This window comes from Marinomonas ushuaiensis DSM 15871 (assembly GCF_000521805.1).
Classification (GTDB): Bacteria; Pseudomonadota; Gammaproteobacteria; order Pseudomonadales; family Marinomonadaceae; genus Marinomonas; species Marinomonas ushuaiensis.
In genome coordinates this window covers 42,425-67,176 of sequence record NZ_JAMB01000010.1, presented here as the reverse complement: position 1 = coordinate 67,176, position 24,752 = coordinate 42,425, and the positions used below count along the sequence as shown (strand labels likewise).

Annotated in this window: 19 protein-coding genes and 1 pseudogene; 12 read left to right on the top strand and 8 right to left on the bottom strand. The window is 40.9% G+C overall.

What is annotated here, in order from left to right; translation table 11 throughout:
* The first annotated feature begins 24 nt into the window (after window positions 1-24).
* Window positions 25-1,173 (top strand): alpha-hydroxy acid oxidase, encoded by a 1,149-nt coding sequence (locus tag MUS1_RS11640; RefSeq protein ID WP_036162743.1) that lies wholly within the window; start codon window positions 25-27, stop codon window positions 1,171-1,173.
* Window positions 1,174-1,393: 220 nt separating this feature from the next.
* Here the strand turns inward: MUS1_RS11640 and modF are convergent, their stop codons facing one another.
* Both modF and ilvC read right to left on the bottom strand, forming a co-directional pair.
* The gene (gene modF, locus MUS1_RS11635) at window positions 1,394-2,863 is read right to left on the bottom strand and encodes a molybdate ABC transporter ATP-binding protein ModF (RefSeq protein WP_036162741.1); all 1,470 of its coding nucleotides are present in this window, start codon (window positions 2,861-2,863) and stop codon (window positions 1,394-1,396) included.
* A gap of 110 nt (window positions 2,864-2,973) precedes the next feature.
* Complete coding sequence (ilvC, locus tag MUS1_RS11630) at window positions 2,974-4,449, bottom strand: ketol-acid reductoisomerase (protein WP_036162739.1); 1,476 nt, start codon at window positions 4,447-4,449, stop codon at window positions 2,974-2,976.
* A gap of 209 nt (window positions 4,450-4,658) precedes the next feature.
* On the opposite strand from ilvC, the gene ilvY reads away from it, so the two are divergent.
* Together ilvY and MUS1_RS11620 are read left to right on the top strand one after the other, a co-directional pair.
* On the top strand, window positions 4,659-5,543 hold the full coding sequence (ilvY, locus tag MUS1_RS11625; protein ID WP_036162736.1) for an HTH-type transcriptional activator IlvY: 885 nt from the start codon (window positions 4,659-4,661) through the stop codon (window positions 5,541-5,543).
* Window positions 5,544-5,612: 69 nt separating this feature from the next.
* Window positions 5,613-5,795, top strand: a complete 183-nt coding sequence (locus tag MUS1_RS11620) for an SEC-C metal-binding domain-containing protein (protein WP_036162734.1) — start codon at window positions 5,613-5,615, stop codon at window positions 5,793-5,795.
* Window positions 5,796-5,914: 119 nt separating this feature from the next.
* On the opposite strand, the gene MUS1_RS11615 is transcribed toward MUS1_RS11620, so the two are convergent.
* On the bottom strand, window positions 5,915-6,985 hold the full coding sequence (locus tag MUS1_RS11615; RefSeq protein WP_036162732.1) for a Fe(3+) ABC transporter substrate-binding protein: 1,071 nt from the start codon (window positions 6,983-6,985) through the stop codon (window positions 5,915-5,917).
* Between the two features lie 614 nt (window positions 6,986-7,599).
* Here MUS1_RS11615 and cynS point away from each other — a divergent pair.
* From cynS to MUS1_RS11600, 3 genes and pseudogenes are all read left to right on the top strand, one after another.
* Window positions 7,600-8,041: pseudogene (gene cynS, locus MUS1_RS11610) on the top strand (cyanase).
* Window positions 8,042-8,096: 55 nt separating this feature from the next.
* Complete coding sequence (locus MUS1_RS11605; RefSeq protein ID WP_036162730.1) at window positions 8,097-8,909, top strand: formate/nitrite transporter family protein; 813 nt, start codon at window positions 8,097-8,099, stop codon at window positions 8,907-8,909.
* Window positions 8,910-9,015: 106 nt separating this feature from the next.
* Window positions 9,016-10,728, top strand: coding sequence for a bifunctional protein-serine/threonine kinase/phosphatase (locus MUS1_RS11600; protein ID WP_036162728.1), 1,713 nt, complete (start codon window positions 9,016-9,018; stop codon window positions 10,726-10,728).
* A 23-nt stretch (window positions 10,729-10,751) separates the two neighbouring features.
* Here MUS1_RS11600 and MUS1_RS15710 read toward each other — a convergent pair whose 3' ends face one another.
* The 3 genes from MUS1_RS15710 to MUS1_RS11585 form a co-directional block, all read right to left on the bottom strand.
* Entirely contained in the window at window positions 10,752-12,149 is a 1,398-nt protein-coding gene (locus tag MUS1_RS15710) for a GGDEF domain-containing protein (protein WP_051436232.1), read from the bottom strand.
* 292 nt (window positions 12,150-12,441) lie between these two features.
* On the bottom strand, window positions 12,442-13,497 hold the full coding sequence (gene recA, locus MUS1_RS11590; protein ID WP_211236459.1) for a recombinase RecA: 1,056 nt from the start codon (window positions 13,495-13,497) through the stop codon (window positions 12,442-12,444).
* A 93-nt stretch (window positions 13,498-13,590) separates the two neighbouring features.
* Entirely contained in the window at window positions 13,591-14,085 is a 495-nt protein-coding gene (locus tag MUS1_RS11585) for a CinA family protein (protein WP_036162727.1), read from the bottom strand.
* 77 nt (window positions 14,086-14,162) lie between these two features.
* Between MUS1_RS11585 and mutS the strand changes: the two genes are divergently transcribed.
* Together mutS and fdxA are read left to right on the top strand one after the other, a co-directional pair.
* Window positions 14,163-16,799 (top strand): DNA mismatch repair protein MutS, encoded by a 2,637-nt coding sequence (gene mutS, locus MUS1_RS11580; RefSeq protein ID WP_036162725.1) that lies wholly within the window; start codon window positions 14,163-14,165, stop codon window positions 16,797-16,799.
* Between the two features lie 118 nt (window positions 16,800-16,917).
* Window positions 16,918-17,241: a ferredoxin FdxA gene (gene fdxA / locus MUS1_RS11575; RefSeq protein ID WP_036162723.1), complete on the top strand. Its 324-nt coding sequence runs from the start codon at window positions 16,918-16,920 to the stop codon at window positions 17,239-17,241.
* A gap of 481 nt (window positions 17,242-17,722) precedes the next feature.
* Here fdxA and MUS1_RS11570 read toward each other — a convergent pair whose 3' ends face one another.
* Window positions 17,723-18,940 carry an EAL and HDOD domain-containing protein gene (locus MUS1_RS11570; RefSeq protein ID WP_036162721.1) on the bottom strand — a complete coding sequence of 406 codons (1,218 nt, stop codon included), beginning with the start codon at window positions 18,938-18,940 and terminating at the stop codon, window positions 17,723-17,725.
* A gap of 144 nt (window positions 18,941-19,084) precedes the next feature.
* Between MUS1_RS11570 and ilvD the strand changes: the two genes are divergently transcribed.
* The 3 genes from ilvD to MUS1_RS11555 all read left to right on the top strand — a co-directional run bounded on the left by ilvD (window position 19,085) and on the right by MUS1_RS11555 (window position 23,154).
* Window positions 19,085-20,932: a dihydroxy-acid dehydratase gene (ilvD, locus tag MUS1_RS11565; RefSeq protein ID WP_036162718.1), complete on the top strand. Its 1,848-nt coding sequence runs from the start codon at window positions 19,085-19,087 to the stop codon at window positions 20,930-20,932.
* Window positions 20,933-21,060: 128 nt separating this feature from the next.
* Window positions 21,061-21,903, top strand: a complete 843-nt coding sequence (locus MUS1_RS11560; protein WP_036162716.1) for a 23S rRNA (adenine(2030)-N(6))-methyltransferase RlmJ — start codon at window positions 21,061-21,063, stop codon at window positions 21,901-21,903.
* A 27-nt stretch (window positions 21,904-21,930) separates the two neighbouring features.
* The gene (locus MUS1_RS11555; RefSeq protein WP_036162714.1) at window positions 21,931-23,154 is read left to right on the top strand and encodes a sensor domain-containing diguanylate cyclase; all 1,224 of its coding nucleotides are present in this window, start codon (window positions 21,931-21,933) and stop codon (window positions 23,152-23,154) included.
* A gap of 93 nt (window positions 23,155-23,247) precedes the next feature.
* Here the strand turns inward: MUS1_RS11555 and MUS1_RS11550 are convergent, their stop codons facing one another.
* Entirely contained in the window at window positions 23,248-23,757 is a 510-nt protein-coding gene (locus MUS1_RS11550) for a dihydrofolate reductase (protein ID WP_036162712.1), read from the bottom strand.
* Between the two features lie 117 nt (window positions 23,758-23,874).
* Between MUS1_RS11550 and MUS1_RS11545 the strand changes: the two genes are divergently transcribed.
* Window positions 23,875-24,729, top strand: a complete 855-nt coding sequence (locus MUS1_RS11545; RefSeq protein WP_036162711.1) for a thymidylate synthase — start codon at window positions 23,875-23,877, stop codon at window positions 24,727-24,729.
* Window positions 24,730-24,752: the final 23 nt, after the last annotated feature.

The window sequence follows — 24,752 nt, the reverse complement described above, 5'->3', positions numbered from 1 at the left end:
CAATTAAAAACAAGGGATACAACGATGCGACTAAAAGATTGTCATAATTTTCACGATTTTCGGATTTTGGCTAAGAAGCGTTTACCTAGCCCAATCTTTAATTACATTGATGGTGGCTCTGACGATGAATCCACCTATCGACGTAATACAGAAGCCTTTGAAACGTGTGATCTAGTACCGAGTGTCTTAACAGGCGTAAAAGATGTAGACCTTTCTGTCACTATTATGGGTCAAAAACTCGATATGCCGGTTTATTGCTCACCGACAGCTTTGCAGCGTTTATTTCATCATGATGGTGAACGTGCCGTTGCAGGCGCAGCGGAAAAATACGGCACCATGTTTGGTGTGTCTTCCCTTGGTACCGTCAGCATGGAAGAAATTGCCAAACAAACGAACACACCTCAGGTTTACCAGTTTTATTTCCATAAAGACCGCGAATTAAACCGTGCCATGATGCAACGAGCAAAAGACGCAGGCGTACAAGTCATGATGCTAACAGTCGATTCCATCACTGGTGGCAACCGTGAGCGAGACCTACGAACAGGATTTTCCATTCCTTTTAAATTGAACTTGAAAGGCATGTTGCAATTTGTTTTGAAGCCTATGTGGGGCATTAACTACGTCACACACGAACCTTTCAGTTTGCCACAACTGGATGAACACGTTGATATGGGTAATGGCGCAACTTCGATTGGTGATTACTTTACCAACATGCTCGACCCATCAATGAACTGGGATGACGTAGCCGAAATGGTGAAGTTCTGGGACGGTCAATTTTGTTTAAAAGGCATCATGAGCCGAGAAGATGCACGTAAAGCCGTCGAGATTGGCTGTACTGGTGTCATCATTTCTAACCACGGTGGACGTCAACTAGATGGTTCTCGCAGTTCATTTGATCAGCTTGAAGAAATTGTCGACGAAGTCGGTGATGAAATCGATGTGATTTTTGACAGCGGCGTACAGCGCGGCACTCATGTATTAAAAGCGTTATCCCTTGGTGCAAAAGCCGTCGGTATCGGCCGTATGTATCTTTACCCTCTTGCTGCTGCTGGACAACCAGGTGTAGAAAGAGCCTTGGGATTGATGAAAGCCGAACTCGAACGCGACATGAAACTCATGGGGAAAACATCTGTTGATCAGCTTTCTAAAGAGAACTTACGCTTTAGATCTTAGCCCTCTAACGCGCCTTCTCTTACAGGTAAGAGAAGGCTATTTTCCTATCATTAAAAAGAACCGCTTATTTCTCCTCGACGGTTTATTTTGCTTTCTGTGTGACATCAGAGTCGGAGTCATAAAACACATCAACACCTCGCTTCGACGTTAGGTAAGAAGCTAGAAATCCGTCTAGTGTAGATAATCCACATGGGGTTCTATTTATTATAATTCGTTCATATTACTGCTTCTTCACCAACTCCAAATAATGCTCTATACCGCTAATTCGATCTTCCGCATGATGATTCACATACAAAACCGTAGTTTCTGAGCCTGCGCAGATTTTCTCGATTAGGGCGAGTACTAGCTGGCGGTTCATGTCGTCTAGACCTAGGCAAGGTTCGTCGAGTATTAATAACGGTGGGCGTTTTACCATGGCGCGGGCTATGAGTAATAAGCGTTGGTCACCGTAAGACAGTTTGTTAAAAGGCGAATCCGCGCGGTCTTTCATTCCAAGTAACTCCAACCATTCGTCGGCGATTTTCTTTTGGCTGTCGGTAGCTTTGGAATACATGCCGATGCTGTCGTACAAACCAGAGACAATCACGTTACGACAACTGGTGCTGACACGATATTCCCATTGCAATGATGTGGAAACGTAGCCGATAAATTGCTTAATTTGCCAGATGCTTTCGCCGTTGCCACGCTGGAACCCAAAGACAAAAATATCGTTGGTGTAACACTGTGGATGATCGCCGGTAATGAGTGATAAAACACCCGTTTTACCACTGCCATTGGGGCCACTAAGTTGCCAGTGTTGGTTGGGTTCTATGGTCCAATTTAGTTTATCGACAATGATCGTATCGCCGTATTTGATCGTCGCGTTTTTTAAGCATACAAGTGGTTGGCTTGGATCAAGCTCTGGTAATTTATTGGCAGCATCGATTTCTGGAATGTTCAAATCTGTGGTTTTTAAATGTAGTAACTGATAGAGCTCGTTAAATGCAGTTTTGTCTTGGCGGTCTATGATTAAAGTCAAATGACCTGCATCGTTTTTCCCTTCATTGCCTTTTTTATCAATAACCGTTTTATCCATATAAGCCACATGGGTAATAAAGTCTGGCATTTCATCAAAGCGATTCAGCACCAACACCATAGGAACTGTACTAATTAAGGTTTCAAGGTGCGCTTGCAACATCGCCAAAGCGTCAACATCTAAACCATCAAAAGGCTCATCTAAGATAAGTAAGTCTGGCTTGCTCGACAAAGCACGAATCAACATGACTTTACGAGTTTCACCTGTAGAGAGCTTACGAAAGGCGCGATCTAATAATGCACTTAACCCGAATTTCTCTACTAATTGCGTGGCGAGTTCAGGGTCTGCGCATTGATCAAAAATCATTTCTCGAACAGGTGTGCCGACAGAAATAACATCCATGATGTCAGCATCGTCTTTCTTCAGTTCTTGAGCGATTAGCTCGGCTTGCGCTTCAAAAGACACCAAGCCTACATTTTTGGGTAAGCCTGAGATTTGGCCCGTAGTGATTTCTCCCATACCCGCCAGCACCGCTGCCAAGGCGGATTTTCCTGAACCATTTGAACCTGTGATCATCCAGTGTTGGCTTGGTGTAATGCTCCAATCAATTTCAGTTAACGTAAAACGCTCATCAAACGCCACCGTTGCTTTTTTTAAAGAGATTGAGTTACCCATTACATCGCTCCTAAACACAGATAAAAAAATAAAAATAGAAAATAAAAATAGAAAAACCGAGTATTCGATTAAGAAAACTCGGTTTTTTGAAGTTTAAATTCTAATAGAAATTAAACGATTTTTTTCATGTCAGCCATGTGGCCGCGAAGAACGCTACCAATTGCTTCAACTGGGTGAGAACGTAGTGCTTCGTTCACTTCGATCAAACGAGCATTATCTACACCGTTATCGTCAGTAGAAAGACCTTTACCGATTACGTCGGTTTTGATGTCTTTCATGAAGTCTGCTAGCAATGGTAGGCAAGCGTGGTTGTAAAGGTAACAACCGTACTCAGCTGTATCAGAGATAGTCGCGTTCATTTCGTACAATTTCTTACGAGCGATTGTGTTGGCGATAAGTGGTGTTTCATGTAGAGATTCGTAGTATGCAGATTCCGCAATGATACCCGCAGCCGTCATTGTTTCGAAAGCAAGCTCAACGCCGGCTTTAACCATAGCCACCATCAAGATACCGTTGTCGAAGAATTCTTGTTCAGAAATCTCAACATCACCAGCAGGTGTTTTTTCGAAGTTTGTTTCTGCTGTTTCTGCACGCCAGCCTAAAAGGTTAACGTCGTCATTTGCCCAGTCTTCCATCATGGTTTTAGAGAAGTGACCGCTGATGATGTCGTCTTGGTGTTTGTTGTACAAAGGACGCATGATCACTTTAAGTTCTTCAGAAAGGTCAAACGCTTTGATTTTAGCAGGGTTAGAAAGACGATCAAGCATGTTAGTCACGCCGCCGTATTTCAATGCTTCTGTTACTGTTTCCCAACCGTATTGGATAAGACGAGATGCGTAACCAGCGTCGATGCCTTCTTCAACCATTTTGTCGAAACAAAGGATAGAACCCGTTTGCAACATACCACATAGGATTGTTTGCTCGCCCATAAGGTCAGATTTTACTTCCGCGATGAAAGAAGACATTAGAACGCCTGCTTTATGACCGCCAGTACCAACCGCGTACGCTTTTGCTAGTGCAAGACCTTCGCCTTTAGGATCATTGTCTTCGTGAACAGCGATAAGCGTTGGAACACCGAAACCACGAACGTATTCAGCACGAACTTCAGAACCTGGGCACTTAGGCGCAACCATGATTACTGTTAAATCTTCGCGAATTTGCATGCCTTCTTCTACGATGTTGAAACCGTGAGAGTATGACAAGCAAGCGCCTTTTTTCATAAGAGGCATGATTTCTTTAACAACTGGAGTGTGTTGCTTATCAGGTGTTAGGTTCAATACTACGTCAGCAGTCGGAATAAGCTCGTCGTAAGTGCCAACAACAAAACCGTTTTCTGTTGCGTTTTTCCAAGATTGGCGTTTTTCAGCAATCGCAGCAGCGCGCAATGTGTAAGAAACGTCTAGACCTGAATCACGTAGGTTCAAGCCTTGGTTAAGACCTTGAGCACCACAACCAATAACCACAATTTTTTTGCCTTTAAGCGCATCAACGCCTTCAGGGAATTCAGAAATGTCCATGAAGCGACATTTTGCTAATTGAGCCAATTGCTCGCGTAGTGGCAAAGTATTGAAATAGTTATTAGACATGGTTAAGTACCTGTAATTTTAGTTGTTAGCTTAATGGGTTGACCAATGAGAAGGTATTCTCTAAGTCAGTGGCGCTACTTTATCTAATATAGGTGATTTCGTAAATTGATATATTTGCAATGTAATGTCCCATTTTATGAAACGATAAGGTATTCTCTTTATTATTGTTTTTAATGAAGACAAAACAGATTGTTTAGAATGAGAACGGCATGAATATAAAGATCCTAAAACACTTCTTATCTTTGGCAGATAACCTGCATTTTGGTCGCGCCAGTGATGAATGCCACATTAGCATTTCCGCCTTGTCTCGTAATATACGTCAACTGGAAGATGAGCTGGGTGTGGCGTTATTTAACCGTGATAATCGTACGGTGACATTAACGCAAGAAGGGAGAAGGTTTGTTGATTATGCTCGTGAAACCAGCAGTCAATGGAACTTGATTCGACATGAATTAACCGACAATTCTGATCAGCTTAAAGGTGAGATAAGCTTGTATAGTTCAGTCACGGCCAGTTACAGTTTCTTTTATGATCTACTGAAACGTTTTCGTATTGCTCAACCAGGGATTGAAATTAAACTGCGAACAGGCGACCCAGAACACGCCATTGCACATATTTTAGATGGCAAAGAAGACATCACTATTGCAGCGCGCCCACCGAGCTTTTCAAATAGTTTGGTTTTCAATCAGATTGCCACATCACCATTACTGTTTATTGCACCTATTGAGCAACAAGTCCCCAATGTGCCGACTAATTCGCCGACGACTGTACAAGAGTGGTCTGATATTCCCATGATATTGTCAGAAGGTGGTGTCTCTAGAAAACGCGTAGAAGAATGGTTTAGCGAGAAAGGCATTACACCAAAGATTTATGCTCAAGTAACCGGCAACGAAGCGATTGTTAGCATGGTGAGTTTGGGGTTTGGTATCGGCGTCGTGCCGAAAATTGTATTGGAAAACAGTCCACTGCTGGATCGAATTAAAGTACTTGATGTGCAACCCGAACTCGCGCCTTACGACATCGGGTTGTTTGCTTTGAAAAAGAGCCTCAAAAATCCATTAGTGGAAGCCTTTTGGAATTTAATTGAAGAATAGACGAAAATTTTTGTGATGTTATAATATATCTAATTAAGCCATTTAATTTAAAAAGGTTATAACGTCGATATGGTCGAAAGCAATCAAACGCCAATGAGTGAAATGCCGGAACCTACTCAATCATCTGGTTGTGGCTGTTGTGCTGCACCGAAAAGTCCTGTGATGCGTGATGCGCCAAAAATAGGACGTAATGATCCTTGTATTTGTGGTAATGGTCGTAAGTTTAAAAAGTGTTGTGGAAAGAACTCATAGGATTTTTTCTTGAGGCTAGTAAGGGCAAATAGAATGTCCTCTACAGTATTCAGTATGAGAAAAAGAAGAGACGCAATAGCGTCTCTTCTTTTGTTTTTGTTGGTATAAAATACGTTACCTTATTTCCAACCACCTTGGTCCATTAATTTAACTGCTTGACGGTTATTCTCGCCCAACACACTTAATGAAATGCTATCAGATTTGAATTCGCCAAACTTCTCTAGGTTCTTAGGTGGTGCTACCCCTTCTACAACTGGGTATTCGTTGTTTATGTGAGCATACCATTCTTGGCTATTTTTGTTTGTTAGAAACTCGATCAACTCTTTTGCGTTGTCCGTGTTTTTAGATGCCTTCGTGATACCGATACCACTTACGTTAACATGAACTCCACGCTCTCCAGATGCCTGATTTGGCCAGAATACGCCCATTTTATCGTAAACTGCACGCTCTTGCGCTTCGTCACTTGAACCAAGACGGCCAAAGTAATAGGTGTTGGCAACGGCAATGTTACATAGGCCAGCTGCTGCAGCTTTAAGTTGGTCTCTGTCGCCGCCTGCTGGTGGACGAGCGAAGTTCGCTACAAAGCCTTTAATCCATTCTAAGGTTGCTGCTTCACCTTTCGCGTCAATCATAGAAGCAACAAGAGATTGGTTGTAAATGCTGCTTGAAGAGCGAATGCAGATTTGCCCTTTCCATTTTGGATCTGCTAAATCTTCGTATGTAGATAAGTCATCAGAAGACACTTCTTCTGGGTTGTAAAAAATCACACGAGCGCGCTGAGAAAGGCCGTACCAGTAACCATCACGGTCATGTAGATGTTCTGGAACAACTTTGTCTAAATGTTTTGTTTCGAAAGGCTGAAGTACACCGGCTTCTTTTGCACGATACAGGCGACCTGCATCAACAGTAATGAAAACATCAGCAGGGCTAGCAGAGCCTTCTGATTGTAAACGGCTCAATAATGCGTCCGCTTTACCTGTGATTAAGTTTACTTTTACGCCATGTTCTTTCGAATAGATGTCTAAAAGTGGAGCGATAAGTGCCTCACTGCGAGCAGAATACACATTAACTTCACCGCTTGCATGGGCAGGCAAGCTGCTTAAAGCCAATAAAGCTGATGTGGCTGTTAAAGTGAAAAGAGAAGTGCTTTTACTTGAAATAGAGAGATTTTTTTTTATTGAACGCTTCATTTATAAGTACCTATTTATCGTAAAGAAACTGTCTTAATGGGTTAACATTCTCTCAATAGACAAACAGTAATGCAAATCGTTCCTGTTATTATGTTCTTTTTTATATTTTATTATAAATACCGTTAAACACTTAGAAAACCAAGCTCCCTCTATTGAATTTCTGAGTGTACAAAACCTTGTTTATCATTTCTAACGCTAATGTTTTGTTTTGGTGCACTTTTATGTGTATTTAAAGTGCGCAACATTCATATATTGAAGCATGAGGCTATATATACTGAATCACGTAAAAATTTATTTGTTATAAATCATAGCCTTATGAAACTCCCTATCATTTCCTTTAGATTTTAATTTTCTGGCACTTCTTTTGCTGATTATTTAATACATTAATACTTTCTCAATTTGTATTAACTGCATCGTTGACCAACGCCGGTCAGCATCATTAATGGCAACGTCGCCCACTGCTGTACCGCTCAGTAGTATCTGATTAGGTTCCTGTAATAAGGGAGATCTGGTTAAGAGCAGACGTGTGTCTATCTATATCATTTTCTTCTTACACGATCACTTAGCTCAGTTTCTATTGTTAAGTTGTGGCCATTATTTGTGGAGAAAAGCGCATGAAAAAAATCGAAGTAACCGAAGCTATTTTTGCTATTAAAAAAAGAGAAAAATCTTACATGGGAAGCCATCGGAGAAGCCGTAGACATGACCCATGTTTGGATCACATCAGCGTGTTTAGGCATGAATAGCTGCACACAGGAAGTCGCAGAAAAATTAGTTACATTTCTAGGTTTGCCAGAAGCAGCCACCGCAGCCTTGATGGAAGACCCAACAAAAACATGGAATCAAGCGGTCCCACAAGACCCTTTAATTTATCGTTTATATGAAGTGGTTGGTGTTTATGGGCCAACGCTTAAAGAAGTCATTCAAGAGAAGTTTGGTGACGGCATCATGAGTGCGATTGATTTTTCTATGTCTGTAGAAAAAGAAGAAGAACCAAAAGGTGATCGTGTTGTTCTGACCTTAAACGGTAAGTTTTTACCTTATAAATCTTGGTAACGAGTACGAACAAAAAATTCAATTTAAGTAATTATCAAAATAAAGAGAGGGTGTTATGGCTTATATAGAACCAAGTGAATTCGTAACAAAAATGGTCGATTCCGGTGAACAAAAAGTTTACATGTCGACAAAAGATACACTTATACGCGCGTTTATGGCAGGTGCTATATTGGCGCTTGCTGCTGTGTTTGCAATTACCGTCGCGACACAAACTGGCAGTCCATTACTAGGTGCAGTATTGTTCCCTGTTGGTTTTATCATGCTGTATTTAATGAAGTTTGATTTGCTAACAGGCGTATTCACATTAGTGCCATTGGCATTACTTGATAAACGTCCTGGTGTCACGCCAGGTCAGGTGATGCGTAACTGGGGCTTAGTCTTCATTGGTAACTTTGGCGGCGCGTTAACAACGGCTTTTCTAATGTCTTTCATTCTAACTTACGGTTATGCAACGGATGGCGGTGTCATTGCAGAAAAAGTCAGCACAATTGGTGAGTCACGAACTTTAGGTTATCAGTCTCATGGTGTTGGTGGTTGGTTTACTATCTTCATTCGTGGCATGTTATGTAACTGGATGGTGTCTATGGGTGTGGTTGGCGCGATGATTTCTACTTCGACAGGAGGGAAAATGGCCGCTATGTGGATGCCGGTTATGGTCTTCTTCTATATGGGCTTCGAGCATTCTATTGTAAATATGTTCCTATTCCCATTCTCTATGATCATGGGTGGCGAGTTTACCTTTATGGATTACATTGTTTGGAATGAAATCCCTACCGTTCTTGGTAATTTAGCGGGTGGCTTGTGCTTGGTTGGCTTACCGCTCTATTACACTCATGTAAAAACATCTAAAGTTCGCAAATTGGCTTAATTTTTTATATTAGATAGGCTTATGGAAAGCCCTGTTTTATTCGTAACAGGGCTTTTGTCTTATCATTTTGATATGGCTCTTTTATAAAAAACCATTAAGGAACTCTATGAGCAAGCCATTAAGCGTTAATACTGGTTATGCGACCAATAAAGGTAGGAAAGAGATAAACCAAGACTTCATTGGGAGCCGTATTCCAAAAGAACCTTTATTGAGCGCAAAAGGCATTGTTTTAGCCATTGCCGATGGCATCAGTTCAAGTAATGTAAGCCAAGTTGCAAGCCAAGCGGCAATCACTAGCTTTTTAGAAGATTATTATTGTACGTCTGATGCTTGGTCAGTGAAAACGTCTGGCCAAAAAGTGGTTAAATCAATTAATGCTTGGTTGCATGCTCAAACACAAAATAGTCCTTATCGGTTTGAGAAAGATAAAGGTTATATTTGTACCTTCAGTGCTCTTATTTTGAAATCAAATACAGCGTACTTATTCCACTCTGGCGACAGCCGTATTTATCGATTGAATGGATCCACCTTAGAGCAATTAACACAAGATCACCGACGAATTGTTTCGGAAAACGTCAGTTATTTAACCCGTGCTTTAGGCATTGATTCAACGTTAGAGATTGATTACAAATCTGTTCCTATAAGCCAAGGCGATGTTTTTCTATTAACCACAGATGGGATTTACGACTTCCTAACAGAATCACAGATTACTGACTGTATTTCACAATCAAAAATTCTGAATGATGCAGCAAATCAACTTATTGAACTTGCACTAGCTGCAGGCAGTGATGACAATTTAAGCGTACAAATTGTTCGTGTTGAACATATACCAAACTATCAACTGGACGAAGTTCAACAACAGGTTAATGGATTGCCTTTGCCACCACCCTTATCGGCCAGAATGATACTGGATGGTTATGAAATCATTAGACCTATCTATGTGAGTAGTCGAAGCCATGTATTTCTCGCACGTGATATAGAGTCATCTCAAACGGTTGCATTAAAAGTGCCTTCTATTGAACTAGGTAATGATCTTGCTTACCTTGAAAGCTTTATGTTGGAAGACTGGATCGCCAAGCGCATCACTAATCCACATGTAGTCAAAGCAATCGAACCAACTCGAAAACAGAATTACCTATATATCGTAACCGAATATATTGAAGGGAAATCATTGGCTCAATGGTTGATTGACAACCCAAAACCTACCTTAGAAAAAACTCGAAATATCATCTCTCAAATTGCTAAAGCCTTACAGGCATTTCATCGCCAAGAAATGATTCATCAAGACATTCGCCCTGCCAACATCATGATTGATGATACGAACACCATAAAGATCATCGATTTTGGTTCAACTCATATTGCAGGCGTATCAAATACAGAAGAGGAAGTGTTAAAAGGCACCATGCGTTATTCGGCACCTGAATATTTTTTAGGACAACCTGGAACCGCACAATCCGATATTTATGCACTTGGTGTGATTACCTACCAAATGCTATCAGGCAATAAATTTCCCTATGGCGTTAACATTGCTCAGGCAAAAAGTGTAGCAGCACAGCGCAGAATCAATTATACCAGTTTGATTAATGATGAATCCGAACTGCCTTTATGGGTCGATGATGCATTGCAGAAAGCAGTACAAATAAACCCTTTAAAGCGCTATGAAACCTTGTCTGAATTCATCTACGATTTACACCATCCGAACAAAATTTTTCTAAATCGAACTCGACCACCATTAATTCAGAGAAACCCCGTTATGTTCTGGCAAGGTGTCTCTTTTAGCTTACTATTGATCATTGCTTGGATGATCTTAGGTAAATAGCAAAGTCGCCTATTACAATAAAATCATGCAGCAAACATAACTCTATTTCGACCAGCATTTTTAGATGCATAAAGTGCATAATCAGCAAGTCGTAGAACATGATCGATGTCTGTTTTATCTTCGGATTTAGCACAACCGATAGACGTTGTGATACTACCGTACACATCGGTATAACTTGGAATAGTCATATCCTCAACGGACTGTAAAATATTATTTGCAATCTCGGACATTTCGGGCGCTGTCTTTTGACTAAAAAAGAATGCAAACTCTTCTCCGCCTAAACGGCAAACTAAATCTCCTGGACCAACAAACTTATTCATAATCAAAGCAAACTCGACCAATACTTTATCGCCCATTTCATGACCCTCTGTATCATTGATTTTTTTGAAATGATCAATGTCTACCATCAAAACCCATGACGATAATTCACTAATATCAGACTTTTCTTTTATTAATGCCTCTGTCGCTTTCTCCATAAAGTGACGACGATTAGGAAGCTGAGTTAACTCGTCTGTCATCGCCGAAAGCTGTAATGCTTTTTCAACTTCACGGCGTTTTCCGTCCACTTGCTCTTGAACAATTGCACTTACAACCACCAAAAGGGCGATAAACCAACAAATAGAAACAACATAGATGCCGAAAACACTATTTTGGTCTGAATTCATTAACGAACGAATCACCAAATAGCCAATAATTAATGGAACAAAGTATCCCAACACAATCTGTATACGAGCAATTCTGCCACCGATATATGGAGATAAAATCGCACGAACCCCACCATTATCAGCAGTTATAGCTAACGTTCCCAAACATAAAAACACACCAAACGTCGTCGATAATAACGACATAGCGCCATAGAATGAAGTCAAACCATAGGCGTAACCTGTGATGGAAATCATAGGTATACATAAAGCAGTAAATGACAAAAGTTGAGAATAATTAGCTTGTCGAAAAATATACAACAAATGGGCAATTGCGAGCAGCAGCAACATGAGCGTTGTATTCATACCCATTGAGTTATTTTTACCCTGCATCAAGTCTTCATAAACCACAGACTCGAAAAGCATAAAAATTTGAGAAAAATCAGATATATAAAAAAAACTAGCTAGGTGAGTAACACAAATAACAATAGAGGCTATTGCTAAAAAAAATGAAAATCGATTACTTAACATTCGACCATGTATTTCAAGACCAAACCCTAAAAGTATAACAACCAAAGCTGTTAATGGATTAGTTGCTGGTTCAGTAGCAATAGGTCGATAGAGAAATTCAATACCAAAAGCATACCCAGCAAGTGTTACCATGCCTAATAAAGCTGTCGCCAAACCAATTTTTCGACCTACTTTTTTTACAAAATCACTTAAGTTCGTTTCTTTTACCTGTTCATTCTTTAACCCAGAAATGGGATGAATAACCGACATGAAAAGTTCCAATATTATGTTTTAATGATAACAATGCTAAAAATAAACAGGTAAAATTTTAATCCAACAATATTTTATCTATCCACATCAATCTCAATCTCAATCTCAATCTCAATCTCAATCTCAATCTCAATCTCAATCTCAATCTCAATCTCAAAAAAACTTAACATAAAGACCATTTTAAGTCTTTTAAAATTACAATTCACTTACCTAAAAGCTCTATATAAAGCCAAAAAAAACGCCCGATGAATTTCATCGAGCGTTTTCAATATGTCGTCATTAGCCATATTGACTAAATCAATTCATTTGGCTCTTCTTCCGCCACGTTAGCTTTTTCTGCTACTGGTTTATCTTTAGGCAATAAATCTTCACGAACCTTAGCTTCGATTTCTTGAGCAATTTCTGGGTTTTCAGATAAAAATTGAGCGGCATTTGCTTTACCTTGCCCAATTTTATTACCTGCGTAGGCATACCAAGCTCCGGCTTTATCGACAAAACCTTGTTTGACGCCTAGATCAATAATCTCACCCATGCGATAAATACCCGCACCATAGTGAATTTGGAATTCGGCCTGTTTGAAAGGAGGTGCAATTTTGTTTTTCACCACTTTTACGCGTGTTTCATTACCTATGACTTCATCACCTTGTTTCACCGAACCAATACGACGGATATCCAAACGTACAGAAGAGTAAAATTTCAGTGCGTTACCACCGGTTGTGGTTTCTGGGCTACCAAACATCACACCAATTTTCATACGAATTTGGTTAATGAAAATAACAAGACAGTTAGCATTCTTAATAGAACCGGTTAGTTTACGCATTGCTTGTGATAGCAAACGTGCTTGAACACCAACAGATGAGCTACCCATTTCGCCTTCGATTTCAGACTTAGGTACAAGAGCCGCTACTGAGTCAACAATGATAACGTCAACACTGTTAGAACGTACCAACATATCAACAATCTCAAGTGCTTGTTCACCCGTATCAGGTTGAGAGATTAGAAGGTCAGCAATATTGACGCCTAGTTTCTCTGCATAAGAAGGGTCCAATGCGTGCTCCGCATCAATAAAGGCACAGGTTTTACCTTGCTTTTGAGCTTCCGCAATAACACTTAATGTTAATGTTGTTTTACCTGATGATTCTGGACCGTAGATTTCACAGATTCGGCCATAAGGAAGACCGCCTGCACCTAGCGCAATATCCAAGCCTAAAGACCCAGTAGAAACAGTATCAATATCAAGTTTTGCACCCTCACCCATTTTCATGATGGCGCCTTTACCAAATTGACGCTCGATTTGAGAAAGCGCTGCGTCTAGGGCTTTTTTCTTGTTGTCTGCGATAGATGACATAATGAAATCCTTGTGGCTAATTTTCGTTGGAGTAACTCTATCGTTTTTTTTTGAGAATCTCAAGAAATACTGTATATAAAAACAGTATTATTTTTATACGTTTATTAATAGCTCTTCTACACCTTCCAATGCTGCTAAAACAGTCGCTTCTCTAATCGCTTGGCGATCACCAGAAAATTGATGACGTACAACCTTAGCCTCTTGCCCTACGATCTGCCAACCTATGTATACACAACCGACAGGCTTTTCTACAGAGCCACCAGCCGGCCCAGCGACGCCGCTCACCGCAACAGAAAAACTACCGCCTAGCTGTAAAGCACCAGCACACATTTCCGTTACTGTTTGTTCAGAGACAGCACCAAAAGCCGCTAACGTCTCGGCTTTAACTGACAATCCTTGCATCTTGGCTTCATTTGCATAACTAATAACACCACCATAAAACCAAGCTGAACTGCCAGCTATTTCTGTACACACAGCACCAATGAGACCGCCCGTACAAGATTCTGCTGTCACTAGAAGATGACCTTTGTCTTGTAATAAGCCACCAATGCGTTTTGCTATTAATGTCATTTTTTGCATCTGATTCATTACGTCTATCCCTTAAATACTGTGCGAATATCCCGTAGAATAACGCTCTATTTTTCAGATCACAATCGAGCAGTACAATGAGTAAGACATCAGCAGATAATCACACGCCTATGATGCGCCAATACTTCGGCCTCAAATCTGAGCATCCAAACCAACTGCTATTTTATCGTATGGGCGATTTTTACGAAATTTTCTATGATGATGCAAAACGTGCCTCTCAATTACTTGATATCACCCTCACATCTCGCGGACATTCTGGCGGAAAGCCTATTCCAATGGCAGGCATCCCTTATCACGCTGCAGAGAACTACATAGCACGCTTAGTTCGCATGGGCGAGTCTGTTGTGATTGCAGAACAAACGGGAGATCCAGCCACAAGCAAAGGCCCTGTAGAAAGAAAAATAGCTCGAATTGTGACACCTGGCACCATCAGTGATGAAGCCTTCCTAGAAGAAAAACGTGAGAACCTTTTACTCTCGCTTGCCCACCAGACACGTAAAGGCTTAGATGTGTTTGGATTCTCTTATCTAGACATGGCCAGCGGCCGTTTTTGTTTATTTGAAGTAGACGGTCACGAAGCGTTGTCTAGTGAATTACAACGTTTGTCTCCTATGGAAATTCTGATTTCTGAAGATTTCCCAGCACGAGATCTATTAAAATTAGAAAAAGGCGTTTCCGAACTTGGACCTTGGCATTTCGACTATGAGTCCAGCTACCGCCAATTAATCCAACAGTTTAATACTAAGGATTTATCCGGTTTTGGTTGTGAACCGTTAACCTCTGCAATTGCTTCGGCTGGCGCGTTACTGCAATACGCGAAAGATACTCAACGTTCAGCATTACCTCATATTCAATCTATTATGGTTGAACACAAAGACGACTCGGTATTAATTGATGGTGCCACTCGACGCAATCTAGAAATTGATGTCAATTTAACGGGAGGCACAACTAATACACTTGTTGAAGTATTAGATGAATGCGCAACACCAATGGGCAGCCGTTTATTAAAACGTTGGTTGCATACGCCGATTCGTGACCTCAATGAAATTCAATCTCGCCAACAAGCCGTTGCTGCGCTAAAAGAAAACCAAACCTATTACAACTTTACAACGCCTTTGAAAAAAGTCGGAGACTTAGAACGCATATTGTCACGAGTTGCTTTACGTTCTGCACGTCCAAGAGATTTATTACGTCTGCGACTTGCACTAGAAGCCGTACCTGACATTAATGAATTACTCACAAATTCAAAGTCAGAGCGTTTATCTCAACTTAATCAGCGCATTATTGCTCAGCCAGAAATAACGGCCACTTTGATAAAAGCTTTGGTCGAAAACCCACCTTCCGTGGTTCGTGACGGCGGTGTTTTTACCAAAGGATACGATGACGAACTTGACGAGTTACTGTCCTTATCGACTAACGCATCCGATTACCTTGCTGAAATGGAACGCAGTGAAAAAGAACGCACAGGTATCAGCTCACTAAAAGTAGGTTTCAACCGCGTCCACGGTTATTACATTGAGATTAGCAGACTGCATTCAGACCAAGCACCAGTAGAGTACATTCGTCGCCAAACATTGAAAAACGCTGAACGCTTTATTACGCCTGAATTGAAAACCTTTGAAGACAGAGCGTTAAGCGCGAAATCTAAATCGCTGGCAAGAGAGAAAGAACTCTATGAAGCCTTATTGGATTTGCTGAACCAGACATTAAGCGAGTTACAAACCACCAGCCAAGCGCTTGCTCAGCTCGACATACTCAATAACTTTGCTGAGCGTGCAGATGCCTTGAATTTAACCTGCCCAACTCTTCACAATAATGGTGGTATTCAAATCACTGGTGGTCGCCATCCTGTGGTTGAGGCGGTTATCTCTGAAGCTTTTGTACCCAATGACCTTGAACTCAATGAAAAACGTTCGCTGTTGATGATTACAGGTCCAAATATGGGTGGTAAGTCCACTTACATGCGTCAAATAGCCTTGATTACTTTATTGGCTCATACGGGCTGTTTTGTACCAGCTGAATCCACCTCTATTTCGGTGGTCGATCGTATTTTCACTCGTATGGGATCATCCGATGACCTTGCCGGTGGACGTTCAACCTTCATGGTCGAGATGACAGAAACCGCCAACATTTTAAATAACGCCAGTAAAAACAGCTTAGTGTTAATGGATGAAGTCGGACGCGGCACCAGTACTTTCGACGGATTGTCTTTAGCCTGGGCGGCGGTTGATTATTTAGCAAAAGAACTGAAATGCTATGTCCTTTTTGCCACACACTATTTCGAGTTAACTACGCTTGCTGATCAATTAGAAAACGCCGCAAACGTTCATTTAACCGCAACAGAATATGAAGACGACATTGTCTTTCTTCATAAGGTTCACGAGGGGCCAGCGAGTCAATCTTATGGACTGCAAGTAGCCCAGTTAGCCGGTGTTCCTAGAGGCGTGATCAGTCATGCGAAACTAAAGCTCAAAGAGTTAGAAGTCGTAACAGGTATTGATGCACCGATTAATATTTCTGACAACAGTATTGCGGCAAAACCATCAGCGAAAAAAATAGAAGAAAACAGTTTAGCGTACCACCCAATGCAAGCGGATCTATTTGCTCAGGTAGAACAAAGTACATTGAAAACAGCTATAACCGAACTGGATTTAGACAATATGACGCCTTTAGAGGCGATGAATGCCCTCTATAAGCTAAAGTCTCAATTATAAGTTGGTATAAGCTAATATCAGATAAATGTAGAGTATTTACGATTGTTGCTTGCTGACAAATGGTCTATACCTCTAAAATAGTGCGCAATCATTTTTATAGCTTGTAAGGAGAAGTCGAATGGCTTTCATCGTTACCGATAACTGCATTCGTTGCAAATACACAGACTGCGTAGAAGTTTGTCCTGTTGACTGTTTCTACGAAGGCCCGAATTTTTTAGCAATTAACCCTGACGAGTGTATTGATTGCGCCTTATGTGAACCTGAGTGCCCAGCAAATGCTATTTTCTCTGAAGACGAACTGCCTGAAGATCAAGAAGTGTTCGTAGAATTAAATAAAGACCTTGCTATGATTTGGCCAAATATAGCTGAGAAAAAAGACGCACTTCCTGATGCAGCACAATGGGATGGCGTAGAAGATAAATTAGAGCATCTAGAACGCTAATTACCGCTTCTCACAAAAAAAGCGACTTACATGTCGCTTTTTTTATGTGTGGAATATATTTATAAACAAAAAAAGGTGACCAAAGGCCACCTACATTTTGCTTAAATCCCTTTCAGCTACTCATCCTATAAGTAAAACATCACTGTTTTTTTCTTCCATGAAGAATCCAAATGATCCATTTTAGCTTTCCATTGCTCTCGAACATCCAGTTCGCTCTTTAAACACTATTCTAGGTGTTATTATGCATTCCATATGCTCATCTTCATTCTTGAAGTCCATTTGAATTTACACAATTTAACAGGTTCGAACTTACAATCAAGCACAAGAAAAAAAGGAGGAAATCTATTTTAATCATATATATCAATAGGTTAAATTTTAATTGATTGCGATGTTGCTTTAATTTACATGAAAAAAAGAAAACACCTACAGCCATGTAGGAAAGGGATTACGAATGATTTTAATTCAGAAATAAAACTATAAGTCACACAGCAACAAGAAACTCATCAACCCATTTAACAGCGGCAAAATATGTTACCTTCAAACCATCGAAATCTTGTTGATTTTGAATAGTACCGCCATTGCTATAACACTCAACTAGATTCAAAGCATCACCAACTCGACCAGATCGGTGAATAATTGCGTTAATAAATTCGCTAGGTAAAGGCAATTCGCCAAGAACAGTCTCTAACTTGATTCCGGTACAGACATCTATCATAGATAACATACCCGCAAGAAAGTATTTATCTTGATTATCATAACCCCGGCTTTCAGCAAACAGCTCAGCGTGCTTGGCTCGAACCATAATCTGCTCAAGCAATACACCTCTGTCTCCTACCATTTCCGACATTAGTAGTAGATTTGTTAATGACTTTAGTTGATTGACACCAATTAACATTATGGCTAAACGAACAGAATCGACAGAAGCAACCAACCCTGTCATAGGAGAGTTTAAATAACGCAGCAACTTATGCACTAACCCAGCATCTTGACTAACGATTTGCTCTAATTCAGCGATATCACTTGATGTATTTAATAACGAAGACATGAGCTGTAACAACGTCATGCTGTTCACTTTAGAGGCTTTGCTTGTAATCATTTCAGGTTTTTCAAAAAAGTAACCTTGAAAGTATTCTATGCCAAGTAAACGACAGAACTGATAGTCCTCCCAAGTTTCCACCTTTTCAGCAATGATTTTGACGTCAAACCCTCTAAGCGCTTCAACTTGCTTGTGGATACCATCATGACCCAAGGCTAAAACATCTAATTTTATGTAATCTGCCAACTCAACAAAAGGCGTTAATTTACTCTCAAAGACAAAATCATCTAAAGCGATAGAACAGCCTTCCTTGGACCAACGTCGTAAAGAAGACAATAAAACAGCATCAAACCCTGCATTCTCTAACACTTCGACCACGACATTATCTTTATTGATCGGTATGCCACTAGGACTCAATAAACAAGCTCTAGGAAAGTTAATAAAGGCTTTATTTGATCCGACAATATTTTCCATACCTATTTCAAAAATACTGGCAGAAATAACTTGAGCAGTTGCACTGACGTCATCCATTACATCCGCTTCAATCGATGTTGCACGCTTTCTATATAGAAGCTCATAACCCATGACTGTAAGGCGACTGTCTACAATTGGCTGCCGTGCTAGCGCAACATTTGAGTAATCTAACAATACATTGTCTGTCATATAATTTTCGTCTCAAGAAAAAGTGTAATCATCCTATTTCTACAGTGTCTCAATATTGTCTTAAAATTGCCATTGGGCACAGACAATAAACTTGGTAATATAAGTAACTATATAAATATAAAATATCTATCTGTGGGGAAAAAAATGCCAGTATATCGCTCCAAAACAACCACCTCAGGCCGTAATATGGCAGGTGCTCGTGCTCTATGGCGCGCAACAGGAATGAAAGACGACGATTTTCAAAAACCAATTATTGCCGTCGCGAACTCTTTCACTCAATTTGTACCAGGTCATGTCCACCTTAAAGATATGGGACAACTTGTTGCTCGTGAAATAGAAAAGGCCGGTGGCGTTGCCAAAGAATTTAATACTATTGCTGTTGATGACGGTATCGCAATGGGTCATGACGGCATGCTATATAGCCTTCCGTCACGTGATTTGATTGCTGACTCTGTTGAATACATGGTGAACGCACACTGCGCTGATGCGTTAGTTTGTATCTCAAATTGCGACAAAATCACTCCAGGAATGCTAATGGCCGCTATGCGTCTGAACATTCCTGTTATTTTTGTTTCTGGTGGACCAATGGAAGCCGGCAAAACAAAACTATCAGAGCATAAGCTTGATCTTGTTGATGCTATGGTAATCGCTGTTGATGATAGCGCGAGTGATGAAAAAGTTGCTGAATACGAACGTTCTGCATGCCCGACCTGTGGCTCTTGTTCTGGTATGTTTACAGCAAACTCCATGAACTGCTTAACGGAAGCGCTCGGTTTGAGTTTGCCAGGCAACGGCACAATGTTGGCAACACATGCTGACCGTCGCAGTTTGTTTGAAGAAGCAGGACACAGAATTGTTGATATTACAAAACGCTTTTACGAGCAAGATGAAGCGCATTGGGCACCAAGAGCCATTGCATCATTTGAAGCCTTTGAAAACGCTATGACGCTTGATATTGCCATGGGCGGATCATCTAATACCATTCTGCATTTATTGGCCTTGGCGAACGAAGCTGGTGTTGATTTCACTATGAAAGACATCGACCGTTTATCACGTAACATTCCTCAACTCTGTAAAGTAGCCCCAAATTCGCCGCTGTATCATGTTGAAGACGTTCATAGAGCGGGCGGCATTTTCGCATTATTAGGTGAGCTTGATCGTGCCGGTTTATTGCACAATCAAGTACACACGGTGCATTCTAAAACCATGGAAGAAGCATTAAAAACGTGGGACATCATGCGTTCACCTACGCCAGAAGTAATGCAATTCTACAAAGCTGGCCCTGCTGGTATTCCAACACAAACTGCGTTCAGCCAAGCGACTCGCTGGCCAACACTAGACGGAGATCGTGAGAACGGCTGTATTCGTTCTCTAGAGCACGCTTTCTCACTAGAAGGTGGTCTAGCGATACTTTATGGCAACATTGCTTTAGATGGCTGCGTGGTTAAAAGTGCTGGCGTAGACGAATCCTGCTTGGTCTTCGAAGGTCCAGCTCATATCACTGAGTCACAAGATGAAGCGGTTAAAAACATCTTGGATGATAAAGTTAAAGCCGGCGACGTCGTTATTGTCCGCTACGAAGGCCCTAAAGGCGGGCCGGGAATGCAAGAAATGCTTTACCCAACGTCTTACATCAAATCCAAAGGATTGGGCAAAGCCTGTGCACTGTTAACTGACGGTCGTTTCTCTGGCGGCACATCTGGTCTATCAATTGGCCACGTTTCTCCAGAAGCGGCATCAGGTGGAGCCATTGGCCTCGTTGAAAATGGTGACATTATCCGTATCGACATTCCAAATCGTACCATCAATGTTCTACTTTCTGATGAAGAACTTGCCACTCGTCGAGCGGCAATGGACGCAAAAGGAAAAACAGCGTGGAAACCTGTGGAATATCGCCCCCGTAAAGTCACACCAGCACTAAAAGTCTATGCGCATTTTGCGACCAGTGCCGACAAAGGCGCTATACGAAACTTAGATTTACTAGAAGATTAGTTATCTAGCTCTAAGTAACGTCATTTGGTTACATGATTGATCATGTAACCAAATTAATAATATAAAATGGCTATGGGATACTGTATTTCATAGCCATGTTTTTTTAAACCACACCCTTTAGAGTATTTATGCTTAGCTACCGCCATATCTATCATGCAGGTAATCATGCCGACATTTTGAAACATCTTGTCGTCAGTCAAATATGCCGTCACTTCGTCAAAAAAGACGCGCCTTTTTTTTATTTGGACACACATGCAGGTATCGGCCAATACTCACTGAGTTCTGAGCAAGCACAAAAAAACAAAGAGTTTCACTCAGGCATTGCTCGCTTACTAACAGAAAAAAACTTACCTGAACCCGTTGATGCTTTGTTAGATATCGTCAGAGAAATGAACACTAGCGATGATTTAGAGTATTACCCCGGCAGCCCAAAAATTGTAGATTACTATGTGCGCCAGAAAGACAAGTTACACTTATGCGAATTGCATCCAAATGACTATCCAACACTAGCGGCGTTATTCCCGAATAAACGCAAAGCCAATGTTTCAAAGAGTGATGGATTTGCTGCTGTTAAAGCCATGTTACCTCCACCACAAAAACGCGGTTTTGTCTTAATGGATCCTCCATACGAGGTTAAAAAAGACTACCAGTATGTTGTACGTGCATTGGAAGACGGATATAAGCGCTTTCCTCAAGGTACTTATGCTATCTGGTATCCAGTATTAAACCGTCTACAAGCAAATGACTTAATACGCGATGTAAAAGCGACTAATATTCGAAGTGTGTTATTACTTGAACTTTGTATTCGAAACACAGAGCAAGAACGAGGCATGGCAGGAAGCGGTATGATTATCGTCAATCCACCTTGGACTTTAGAAAAAGAAGCCAAAGAATTTCTACCTGCTCTTAGCAAAATTTTGGCAGAAGATGATGAAATGAGTTACCAAGCTACCTGGATTACACCGGAATAATCAACACACTATTATAAGGAGAGCGTCATGAACACACCTTTTAAATTGGCTTTTAAACGCATGCCAACGCCTGCTTTTATAATAGAAAGTAGCACAGGAAAACTACTGTCATACAATCGTAACTTTGAAGCGTTTTTTGAAAAATTTAATGCGACACCAGCGACGACTTGGGACACACTTTGTGAAGATGCCGCGACATCAGCCAATTGGCAAGTCCTCAATGAGACTATTAGAACAGGAAAAATTGACCGCTGCGAAAGCTTGATCCGTGTTGGTGATAAGCTCATTAATATGCAATTAGAGTTACAGCATCTTGGGGAATCTGTACTGGCTTGTGTTTACGAAACAGACCATATGGATCTTTCTGCCGCTGAAAATACATTACTCAAATTTGCTTTGACTGAATCGTCTGCAGGTCTTTGGATTTGGGAAACAGACTCTGATCTCGTATCTTGCTCTAAATCCATTGCCATATTGTTAGGCTGCTCGCCAGAACAAACACCACGATCCACACCTGAGTGGCATGCTCGCGTACACCCTGATGATGTGAAAAAACTAGACACACTTGTCAACGAACACGTTACCCACAATCAAGACTATTATGAAGTTGAATACCGCATACGAAAGGACGACCTGACTTATCTATGGGTAAAAGAACGAGGTAGAACTTACACTAAAAATGCAGATGGCCACATCAAAAAAATCATTGGTTTTGTTGTTGATATTAGCCATCAGAAAGCGCTTGAAGAACACCTTAGAAACCAAGCAACCTTTGACGAACTCACTGGATTATTAACCAGAGGCGCGGCTCTTACTCACTTCAAAAAACAATTGGGACTGGCAAAACGCCAATACACACCACTGACAATGGCAAAAATACATCTTGATGCGAACAGTCGACTCTTGGCATTACCCATGGAAGAACGCAATATTGCGATTCAAACTTCGGCCAGATACATTTATAAAAAAATTCGAGAAGCTGATGTATTAGCTAGAGTAGAAGACGATAAATTGCTTTTACTGTTACCCAACACTAGCGTAAGAGATGCCAAAACACTGCTTAACCACATTATTAACCCAACAAACGATGAACAAAAATTGCTGAAAGAAGGCAATTCTGATTCAGTCGATTTCTGTATTGGCATCGCCACATTCCCAGAAGACGGTGAATCCATCGAAGAGTTAGCACTCAGTGCAAACCAAGCCGTAGAAGAAGGTCAAGCTAAGCAACAGAAAATCGTTGTGAACTAGAAAAGACCTTGTTAATAACGCCATACATTATATGGCGTTATTAATTTTTTTATAAAAAATTACCCTTTCGATTTCCATACTACTTTAACAATGCTACTCGGCACTGGTTCTTTGATAGACGGAAAAACGGTAATCGTAAGGATTCGGCCCTTCCGCAGCAAAAGCCTCTTCACCCATTAATGTAAACGACGGCCAATCCACTTCTGGAAAAAATGCATCGCCTTTTACATCTGCATCTACATGGGTAATATACAAACGATCCGCTCGCTCAAGTGCTAATTCATAAATTTGTGCGCCGCCAATGACCATGACTTCTTCTTGACCATTCACCAGACAAATATCTTCGCCAAGTGAAATAGCGTCCTCTAGCGATGTCACCACATCAATACCTTCTGCTTGATAAGAGGCGTCTCGGCTGATCACAATATTACGACGACCAGGTAATGGTTTACCAATGGACTCAAATGTTTTGCGCCCCATCACAATAGGCTTCCCCATGGTCGCTTGCTTGAAATATTTTAAATCATTCGGCAAGTGCCAAGGCAACGAGTTATTGATACCGATAGTTCGGTTAGTAGACATAGCGACAATAAGTGACAGCATATAAAGGCCTTATTTCGAGTTTCAATTCTGGTATAGTTGGAATCATTTTATTATACCTATCGCGAGTCAGATTGCATTTGCTCGATCTTCTACATTCGCACTCAGAAAAGGCATCACATGAAACAATATTTAGACTTATGCCATCGCATCGTCAATGAAGGCGAATGGGTAGAAAACGAACGCACAGGTAAGCGCTGCTTAACGGTTATCAATGCTGATCTTACTTACGATGTCGGTAAAGGTGAATTCCCTCTTGTAACGACACGTAAAAGTTACTTTAAATCTGCTATTGCTGAAATCATTGGTTATTTAAGAGGTTATGATAACGCGGCGGATTTTCGTGCACTGGGTACAAAAACATGGGATGCCAACGCCAACTTAAACGATGTTTGGCTAAACAACTCGTTTCGTAAAGGCAAAGACGATATGGGTCTTTGTTATGGCGCTCTTGGTCGTAACTTTCCAACCGCAGACAACAGTGGAAAAATCGATTTATTAAAGCAAATCATCGACGATTTAACCCGTGGTGTGGATAACCGTGGGGAAATCCTCACATATTATCACCCAGGAGCTTTCCACATGGCGTGCTTACGCCCTTGCATGTACAGCCATCACTTCTCATTGCTTGGCAATACGCTTTACCTTAATAGCACCCAGCGAAGCTGTGACGTCCCCTTAGGACTAAACTTCAACATGGTTCAAGTTTACGTACTACTTGCTATCGTTGCGCAAATTACAGGAAAGAAACCGGGTCAAGCTTTCCATAAGATAGTAAATGCTCACATTTACGAAGACCAACTAGAACTGATGCGTGACGTTCAACTTAAGCGTGAGCCCTACCCTCTGCCTAAACTCAAAATAAACCCTGAAATAAAAACGCTAAAAGACATCGAAACTTGGGTCACAATGGACGATTTCGAAGTCGAGGATTATCAATTCCATGAAGCCATTTCTTACCCTTTTTCGGTGTAGTAACAACTTAAACAGAAATAAAT